The organism is Paenisporosarcina sp. P4_D4, assembly GCF_056401835.1.
The window spans coordinates 39,094-48,306 of the sequence record NZ_JBFUIO010000014.1; the positions used below are offsets into that span (position 1 = coordinate 39,094).

9 protein-coding genes are annotated in these 9,213 nt (G+C 41.1%); 5 read left to right on the top strand and 4 right to left on the bottom strand.

Features of this window, described 5'->3' with window-relative positions; all coding sequences use genetic code 11:
- Positions 1-5 precede the first annotated feature (5 nt).
- The 3 genes from AC1DSL_RS06035 to AC1DSL_RS06045 are packed head-to-tail and all read right to left on the bottom strand — an operon-like array spanning position 6 to position 3,039.
- Entirely contained in the window at positions 6-1,334 is a 1,329-nt protein-coding gene (locus AC1DSL_RS06035; RefSeq protein WP_477531539.1) for a CoA-disulfide reductase, read from the bottom strand.
- A gap of 18 nt (positions 1,335-1,352) precedes the next feature.
- Positions 1,353-2,207 carry a DegV family protein gene (locus tag AC1DSL_RS06040; protein WP_477531540.1) on the bottom strand — a complete coding sequence of 285 codons (855 nt, stop codon included), beginning with the start codon at positions 2,205-2,207 and terminating at the stop codon, positions 1,353-1,355.
- A gap of 25 nt (positions 2,208-2,232) precedes the next feature.
- The gene (locus AC1DSL_RS06045; protein WP_477531541.1) at positions 2,233-3,039 is read right to left on the bottom strand and encodes a Cof-type HAD-IIB family hydrolase; all 807 of its coding nucleotides are present in this window, start codon (positions 3,037-3,039) and stop codon (positions 2,233-2,235) included.
- A gap of 137 nt (positions 3,040-3,176) precedes the next feature.
- On the opposite strand from AC1DSL_RS06045, the gene AC1DSL_RS06050 reads away from it, so the two are divergent.
- From AC1DSL_RS06050 to AC1DSL_RS06060, 3 genes are all read left to right on the top strand, one after another.
- On the top strand, positions 3,177-3,950 hold the full coding sequence (locus AC1DSL_RS06050; RefSeq protein WP_477531542.1) for a prolyl oligopeptidase family serine peptidase: 774 nt from the start codon (positions 3,177-3,179) through the stop codon (positions 3,948-3,950).
- A gap of 50 nt (positions 3,951-4,000) precedes the next feature.
- Positions 4,001-4,309 carry a metal-sulfur cluster assembly factor gene (locus tag AC1DSL_RS06055; RefSeq protein WP_016428030.1) on the top strand — a complete coding sequence of 103 codons (309 nt, stop codon included), beginning with the start codon at positions 4,001-4,003 and terminating at the stop codon, positions 4,307-4,309.
- A 378-nt stretch (positions 4,310-4,687) separates the two neighbouring features.
- Positions 4,688-6,808: an ATP-dependent Clp protease ATP-binding subunit gene (locus AC1DSL_RS06060; RefSeq protein ID WP_477531543.1), complete on the top strand. Its 2,121-nt coding sequence runs from the start codon at positions 4,688-4,690 to the stop codon at positions 6,806-6,808.
- A gap of 54 nt (positions 6,809-6,862) precedes the next feature.
- Here AC1DSL_RS06060 and AC1DSL_RS06065 read toward each other — a convergent pair whose 3' ends face one another.
- Entirely contained in the window at positions 6,863-7,051 is a 189-nt protein-coding gene (locus AC1DSL_RS06065; protein WP_477531544.1) for a YjzD family protein, read from the bottom strand.
- Between the two features lie 190 nt (positions 7,052-7,241).
- Between AC1DSL_RS06065 and AC1DSL_RS06070 the strand changes: the two genes are divergently transcribed.
- The gene (locus tag AC1DSL_RS06070) at positions 7,242-8,177 is read left to right on the top strand and encodes a beta-ketoacyl-ACP synthase III (RefSeq protein ID WP_477531545.1); all 936 of its coding nucleotides are present in this window, start codon (positions 7,242-7,244) and stop codon (positions 8,175-8,177) included.
- Positions 8,178-8,283: 106 nt separating this feature from the next.
- Positions 8,284-9,213: beta-ketoacyl-[acyl-carrier-protein] synthase II (locus AC1DSL_RS06075; RefSeq protein WP_477531546.1), on the top strand; the 930-nt coding region annotated here is incomplete at its 3' end.

Here is a 9,213-nt window from a genome sequence, read left to right on the forward strand (position 1 = left end):
CTTTTCTAATTAGCTCGGTAACCGACCATATTCACGGGATCTTTTGGTGATGAATAGGGAGGGGCATAGGCCAGTTCCAAAGCTTGTAAATCGTCCATTGTGAGACCGGCAAAAATGGCAGTGGAGAGGACATCAATTCGTTTATCGATACCTTTACCACCAACTGCTTGTGCACCCAATACTTTGCGGGTTACAGAATCATAATGAACTTTCAAGAATATGTTTGCATGGTCCGGATAATAGCCAGCATTGGATTTAGATTTTTGAATAATCGTTTCAAACTTCATCGGACTATCTTTCAATGTTCGCTCATTTAATCCAGTTAATGCCACATCCAGTGAGAAGACTTTGCAAATCGTTGTACCAAGTAATCCTTTGAAAGGGATCTTTTCCCCGGTTATATGTTTCGCGACAATAAATGCCTGACGGTGAGCTGGCCATGCTAGCGGAACGCGTTTGGCGCCGCCAGTGATGAAATCTTTATTTTCTGCAGCATCTCCGATTGCATATATATAAGCATCATTCGTCTGCAAATATTCGTTTGTGACAATCCCTCGCGTTTCGCCAATCGTTAAACCAGCGTCCTCAGCCAATTTCGTATTGGGCGATACACCGATGCTCATGAGAATGAAATCGGCTTGGATCGTTTCGCCAGAATCGAGAACCAGATTAGAACCCTTTACATTGGTAATAAAATCTTCCTTATATATGCGCACACCATGGTCACTTAGCTCTTTTTCCACAAGGGCAGAGCAGTCCACGTCCATGATGTTCATCACTTGAGGGGATTTTTCGACAATTGATACGTTCAAACCAATGTCAACAAGGTTTTCTGCCATTTCCACACCGATAAATCCAGCACCCACAATTACACAGCTTTTAGGTTTCTCAGTGGATATATATCCATTGATTTTTTTCATATCACTGAAGTTACGCAACGTGAACATGATCGCGCTTTCCAGACCGGTTGTTTCAGGCACAATCGGTGTACCACCTGGAGAGAGGATAAGAAAATCGTAAGTTTCTTTAAAGGATTGCTGTGACTCGAGATTCAAGACTTCTACCGTCTTAAACTGGCGATCAATTTTTGTCACACGATGTTTCAGAAAAACATTGATTTTCCGCTCGTTTTTAAACTCTTCAGGAGTTGCCGCAATCAAACGATTGGGCTCTGAAATTTTCCCTCCGATGACATACGGCATTCCGCACGCACCATACGACATCGTATCATCCTGATCGAACACAACAATCTCTGCGTTTTTGTCATAAAAACGAATTTGGGAAGCGACAGTCGCTCCTCCTGCAACAGCTCCAACGATGACGATTTTCTTCATGTTCACTCGCTCCGTTTCTTATGGCTGTATCTGATTTGAAAAGAACAAAGCTAATGCACCAGGACCAGTATGTGCACCTATCGCAGATCCGATAATATGAATTTCTACATGTTTTGGATGGAATGTTTCTTCAACCATTGCCTTCATTTCCATTGCAAATGCTTCATCGTCAGCATGACTGATTGCAATAGTTTGTTCATGTAAACGCTCACCGCGTTCTTCCATGAGTTCAATGATCCGTTTCATTACTTTTTTGCGTCCTCTTAATTTTTCAATCGGTACAAGCTTGCCGTTTTCCACGTGAAGAAGAGGTTTGATGTTTAATAATCCTCCAATAATAGCACTGGTCTTGGACACGCGTCCGCCTCGAGCCATATAATCTAAATCTTCAACTGTAAACAAATGTTCCATATGTAGTGCTTTAAAACGGATTATTTCGACAATACGTTCCATAGGTTCTCCAGATTTCATCAATCGGACGGCTTCTTTTATAAGCAAGCCATAACCAAGTGAAGCACATCGCGAATCAACGATTGTTAATTTAAGATCCGGATAGTCTTCCTTTACCTGTTCCCGAATCATAACTGCGGTATTATGTGTTCCTGAAAGTTCTGAAGAAAAGGCAATATACAAGCCTTCTTCTCCGGACTTCGCAAGTTCTTCAAAAAACGTCAAAAATTGTTCTGGTGAAGCTTGTGAAGTTTTTGGTTGTTTCCCTTGACGAATTTCCGCATAAACTTGTGTCGAATCGATTGTCATGACATCCAAGTATTCGGCATCATCAATATGTACACGTAATGGAATCAACGTGACCGGATTTGTTTCATAAAAAGATTTCGGTAAATCGCAAGCACTGTCTGCAAATATTCTCATTTGTATCCCCCTGAATCAACTATTTCTATAATTTTAAACGTTCTTGTAAGAAATCCGCAATCCCATCGTCATTATTTGAAGTTGTTACTTCATTTGCAATGTTTTTGAGTTTCGCAATGGCATTGCCCATAGCAACGCCGGTTCCAGCATATTCAATCATCTCTAAATCATTGTCTTCGTCACCAAATGCAATAATGCGTTCCTTTGGAATATTCAAGTGTTTCGATACATGCGAAATACCTACAGCTTTATTTAGGCCGCTGCGTACAATTTCAATTACATGCCATGGCGCGCCCCATCTTCTGTGATCAATCACTTCTGCATGTACATCATGTAAGTGTTGACGGATGGCAGGAACTTCATGCTCTTCTGCATGAATAAGCAAACTGGTAGGGTCGGTCTTTAAATAATTTCGAATATCACCTGTTGTTACTTGTGGTTTTCCGAAGCTGAAAATGTCGAGCAGTTTCTCATCATGATAGTGCAAGTAAACATCATCCATAACTTCGGCAATAATGTTATGAAATTTATAATCATGAATGGCATCAATCACTTCGTTTACAACTTTCAAATTAATGGGTTCATGAATCGAATTCCATGTATGGTCAGTGGGATGATGGACAAAGGCACCATTAAAATTGACAATGGGTGTTTGCATTTTTAACTGGTGGTAGTAAACTTCACTGGCACGATAAGGTCGTCCAGTCGCGATCATTATTTCATGACCTTTTTCTTTTGCTTTAAATAACGTATGTAAAGTCTTTTCAGAAATGACTTTTTCATCTGTTAATAATGTTCCATCAAGATCCAAAACGATTAAATGAGGTTGCATGTTAAATGACTCCTTTCCTATTAGAGTAAAGTGTATCGTCATGGACATCCATTAGTCAAAAAAATCCAACTTCATTTTTGAAGTTTTTGATTTGTTTTGCTACGATAACAAGTATTAGATACGAAGGAAGTGGAAAAGTGAACGTTGAAAATGAGCGGTGGGGACATATTCCACTATTACATGTATACAAAGAATCCCTACGGGAACAACAGGTACCAGTCGTGATTTTTCTTCATGGCTTCACAAGTGCTAAAGAACACAACTTACATTATGCCTACCAATTGGCCGAGAAAGGCTTTCGAGTGATACTGCCTGATGCCCATTTGCATGGAGAGAGACAAGAAAAGCTTGATGAAATTCAATTGTCACTGCGCTTCTGGGAAATAATTTTAACATCTATTGAAGAAGTAGCTATGTTAAGAGAACAATTAATTGAACAAAACTTAATAATGGACCATACGAAAATAGGACTAGCTGGGACATCAATGGGTGGCATTGAAACATTAGGGTGCCTGAATGTTTATCCGTGGATAGACACGGCTGCCGTAATGATGGGTTCTCCAGGATATGTCCATTTGGCGAAGGCACAAATGGCTCAGTATGAAGCACGTGGCTTTAAATTACCGATTACTGACGTGGAGCGTATGCATATGTTTGATACGTTAAGAAAATTCGATCTTACTTTAAACCCGAGTGCATTGAATGGCCGGCCAGTATTTTTCTGGCATGGGGTTCAAGATAATGTGGTTCCTTATGAACCTACCTTTAACTTTTTCAATGCGTTGAAAAAATCATATGTGCACGATCCTGAACGTTTCCAATTTATGACGGATAAATCGGCGGGTCATGCCGTTTCAAGAAAAGGGATGCTGGAATCAACCAGCTTCATCGCACACTATTTGTCTCAGTAAGCTGCATTTGTTATGATGAATATATACGTTAGTTAGAGAGGGGTATGAACATGGATCAAGATATGCGCGACAGCATGATGGGTGCACTAGAAAATGTTATTGACCCAGAACTTGGTATTGATATTGTAAACCTTGGACTTGTTTATGATGTGGATTTATCAGAAGATGGATTTGCAGTCGTGACTATGACATTAACTTCACTTGGTTGCCCAATGGGCCCAATGATTGTTGATCAAGTAAAAACTGCATTATACGAATTACCGGAAGTTAAAGAAGTCGATGTCAATATTGTGTGGACTCCAGGCTGGTCAAAAGACAATATGTCCCGCTACGCAAAAATGGCACTCGGTGTCAGATAAAATATTCCATTCATCCACTCACAGTTAAGTGAGTGGATTTTTTATGCCATTATTATAGAAAGTTGTGGATATTGAATTGAAAACAAGAGAGTACATTTGCGCCTAGCAAGCCGCAAGAGCGTGAAGTATCAGACCCTCAAGTATATGGTTTATATCCTTTTTGGCTCATGCGGTCAGCGTAAATGTACGATAAACCACTGTAAAGGTTAACATAGCATTTTAATTTCTAATGAATGCTTCCCCAATTAAACAACGAAATTCACCAAACAAACATTATGCGCCACAAAAATCCCATGCACATTTCTTTACAATATTCCTCCTAGCATCCTATAATAAAATCAATTAGTCAAAAAAGGTCAAACAAGGAGTGGCGTGAATATGCAACAGCAACAAGAACAGAAAAGACCACTGGAACTGTATGGTCGCAATTTAGTAGAACAGGCTCGTAATGGAAAAATGGATCCCGTTATCGGGCGAGATCAGGAAATCAGACACGTCATTCGAATTCTTTCTAGAAAAACTAAAAACAATCCGGTGCTGATAGGGGAACCGGGTGTTGGTAAAACAGCGATAGTTGAGGGATTGGCACAGCGAATCGTACGGAAGGATGTTCCTGAAGGATTGAAGGAACGTGATATTTATGAACTGGATATGGGTTCATTGATTGCAGGTGCTAAATACCGCGGTGAGTTTGAAGAACGATTAAAAGCGGTGCTAAAAGAAGTTAAAGATAGTGAAGGACGCATTATTCTTTTCATTGATGAGATTCACACTATTGTCGGTGCCGGAAAAACAGAAGGTGCGATGGATGCGGGCAATATGCTTAAACCTATGTTGGCACGTGGAGAATTGCATTGTATCGGTGCAACAACGCTTGATGAGTACCGAATGTATATCGAAAAGGACCCGGCACTGGAGAGACGTTTCCAACAAGTTTTGGTACGGGAACCTTCTGTTGAAGATACCGTGTCGATTTTACGTGGATTAAAAGAACGTTTTGAATTGCACCATGCTGTACGCATACATGACCGGGCGATTGTTGCAGCAGCACAATTGTCTGACCGTTATTTAACGGAACGATTTTTGCCGGATAAAGCAATTGATTTAGTGGATGAAGCATGTGCTATGATCCGAACAGAAATTGATTCCATGCCGCAGGAACTGGATGAAGTGACAAGAAGAATGATGCAATTGGAAATAGAAGAACAAGCATTGATGAAGGAAAAAGATCAGGCAAGTCAACAACGTTTATCTAAAATACGACAGGAACTCGATGAATTGAAAACGTCCACCGAGTCTATGCGTAATCAATGGTCCACAGAGAAAGAATCCCTTCAGCACATTCAAAAGAAACGTGAGCTAATGGATGGTTACCGACGAGATCTGGAACTGGCGGAAAATAGCTACGACTTAAATAAAGCAGCCGAGCTTCGACATGGCAAAATACCGACGCTCGAAAAAGAAATTGCTGAACTTGAGTCTGCGCTTGAATCAACTTCTGAAAATCGTTTACTTCGCGAAGAAGTGACTTCGGAGGAAATTGCTTCAATCGTTTCCCGATGGACAGGAATACCCGTGATGAAATTAGTTGAAGGAGAAAGAGATAAGCTTCTTAGACTGAAGGAAACATTACAGGAACGTGTAGTGGGGCAGGATCAAGCAGTCCAATTTGTAACGGAAGCTGTTGCTGTTTGGCGTGCACGTGCGGGTATTAAAGATCCTACAAAACCAATTGGTTCATTTTTATTCCTGGGGCCAACCGGTGTAGGAAAAACAGAGCTTGCCAAGGCATTAGCTGCCAATTTATTTGATTCCGAAGATCATTTCATCCGCATTGATATGTCCGAATATATGGAGAAACACAGCGTATCACGTCTTGTAGGAGCTCCTCCAGGATATATCGGCTATGAAGAAGGTGGGCAACTGACAGAAATGGTAAGACGTAATCCATATTCGGTCGTTTTGCTCGATGAAATAGAAAAAGCACATCCTGATGTCGCTAATATCTTACTCCAGCTTTTGGATGATGGAAGGATTACGGACAGTCAAGGGCGGGTCGTCAACTTCGCAAATACTGTAGTGATTCTGACTTCAAATATTGGATCACAATATTTGTTGGAAGATAGCGACCAAGCGGAGTCTTTGGTGATGACTGCACTTCGAACACATTTTAAACCAGAATTATTGAACCGAATGGATGAAATTGTTTTGTTTCATTCATTAAAAGGTTCTCACTTCACGTCAATTACGGAGAAGTATTTGGCGCAATTAGCAAATCGGTTGAAAGAGCAGGAAATCACAATTACTTTCACCCAGCCATTGATTGATTGGGTGGTTAGTGAGGGAACGGATGCAGCGTTTGGGGCACGCCCATTGCGTCGCTTTATTCAGCGACACGTTGAAACAGCTGTAGCAAAAGCGCTCCTTGGTGGGAACTTAACTCCCGGTAGTAATGTTGAAGTATCCCTTGAAAATGGCGAAGTTATAATCAATCAATAAAAAACGGTATCTCTGAAGTGGAAGCTTCGGAGATACCGTTTTTGTTTTGTTGAATTAGTGGTGTTCGTGTGTTGCTGGCTCATTAGGAATAATTGCAGAAATCAAGAAGATAAGTGCTGCAAACCCAAGTGAGATGATAGCACCCAAGTTAAAGTTGAATGGCACTGCTGCAACTGAACTTACTACATAGTTCAGCATTGTAACAAGTAGAAATGACCAAATTAATGTAATGACAAATTTCATGTTGTTTCACCTCTGGACAGACTATTTACTTCTACCATCATATCATATGAGCCGAATGTGACAAAGAATCTTTTATAGAACCTTCTCTAAGTTTGGCAAATTCGTGACGATGAGTTGAAATTTCATGCTTAATTCGTTATTATTATTACCAGGTACTAATAGAAGATAATAATTGAAATGAGGGTGTCATATGAGTGTGGGGATTATCGGCTTAGGAAGATATGTGCCAGAACGTGTTGTTACAAACTTTGATTTGGAAAAACAAATGGATACTACCGATGAATGGATTCGTACTCGTACTGGTATAGAAGAGAGAAGATATGCGGACGATGATGTTAATACTTCAGATATGGCTTTCGAAGCAGCTAAACAAGCGATAGAAGAGTCAGGGATCGAAGCTCATCAAATTGGCTTGATTTTGGTTGCTACGGTTACGCCTGATATGCCTTTTCCAACTGTTGCGACGATGATTCAGGAGAAACTCGGTGCAAAGAACGCAGCGGCAATGGACATTTCGGCGGCATGTGCAGGTTTTATGTACGGAGTGATTACAGCCAAACAATTTGTTGAGACGGGTGTCTATCCGTATGTTCTAGTTGTGGGCGTTGAAAAACTATCAAAAATTACGAACTTTGAAGACCGCAATACCGCTGTCTTATTTGGAGACGGTGCTGGAGCGGCCATCATTGGTCAGGTTTCGGAAGGCAGAGGTATTCTATCATTTGAACTTGGTGCAGACGGCTCCGGAGGAAAACACTTATTCCAAAACGGTCCCTTCCTTGAAATGAATGGTCGGGAAGTGTATAAATTTGCTGTCCGTCAAATGGGGGAATCAGCTGAAAATGTCATTGTCAAAGCTGGACTGACAAAAGATGAAGTCGATTTCTTGGTGCCTCATCAAGCGAATATTCGAATTATGGAAGCTTCAAGACAGCGATTAGAATTACCTGTAGAGAGAATGTCCAAAACAATTAATCAATACGGTAATACATCTGCTGCATCTATACCAATCTCATTAAAAGAAGATATTTTAGCGGGTAGAGTGAAAGACGATGATGTAGTGGTTCTTGTTGGATTTGGCGGCGGTTTAACATGGGGGGCCATTTGCTTAAAATGGGGAAGATAGAGTTATTCTGACAGAGTGTCCGTTGGAGACGATTGTCACCCAGTCAAGTAATGCAATGTTAAACAGTTATATAAAAATCAATTTTCACATGAAGGGAGAAAAAATCATGACAAAACGTCGTGTTGTAATAACGGGAGTAGGAGCGGTTTCACCGCTTGGAAATGATATTGAAACAACTTGGGCGGGGATTAAAGAAGGCAGATCGGGCATTGGACCAATGACTCGCGTCAACCCGGACGATTTTCCTGCAAAAGTTGCAGCAGAGGTTAAAGACTTTGATATCGAAACATATATCGAGCGTAAAGAAGCAAGAAAAATGGACCGCTTTACACATTTTGCACTGGCAGCATCCATTATGGCGATGAAAGATGCAAATTTGGAATTAACACCTGAACTGGGTCTTCGCACAGGCGTATGGATTGGGTCTGGAATTGGTGGAATGGAAACGTATGAAGCACAGTTCCGCACATTTCTTGACAGAGGCTATCGTCGAGTAAGTCCGTTTTTCGTCCCGATGATGATTCCGGACATGGCAGCGGGTCAAGTATCGATTCATTTCGGTGCAAAAGCAATGAATTCTTGTACCGTGACAGCTTGTGCATCAGGCACTAACTCAATCGGTGATGCATTTAAAGTGATTCAACGTGGAGAGGCTGATGTAATGATTTCTGGTGGAGCAGAAGCACCGATAACAAATATGTCAGTTGCAGGTTTCTGTTCGAATACTGCTCTTACTCTTAACCAAGATTCTAAGACCGCTTCACGTCCATTTGATGCAAACCGTGATGGATTTGTAATTGGAGAAGGCTCGGGTATTGTTATTTTGGAAGAGTATGAACACGCCATTGCACGTGGTGCGAAAATTTATGCGGAAATTATCGGCTACGGTTCAACTGGTGATGCACATCATATCACAGCCCCAGCTCCTGAGGGTGAAGGCGCTGCCCGTGCAATGCAACAAGCACTTACGGATGCTGGAATCTCTCCTACTGAYGTTGACTATATCAATGCACATGGAACGAGCRCACCATACAAC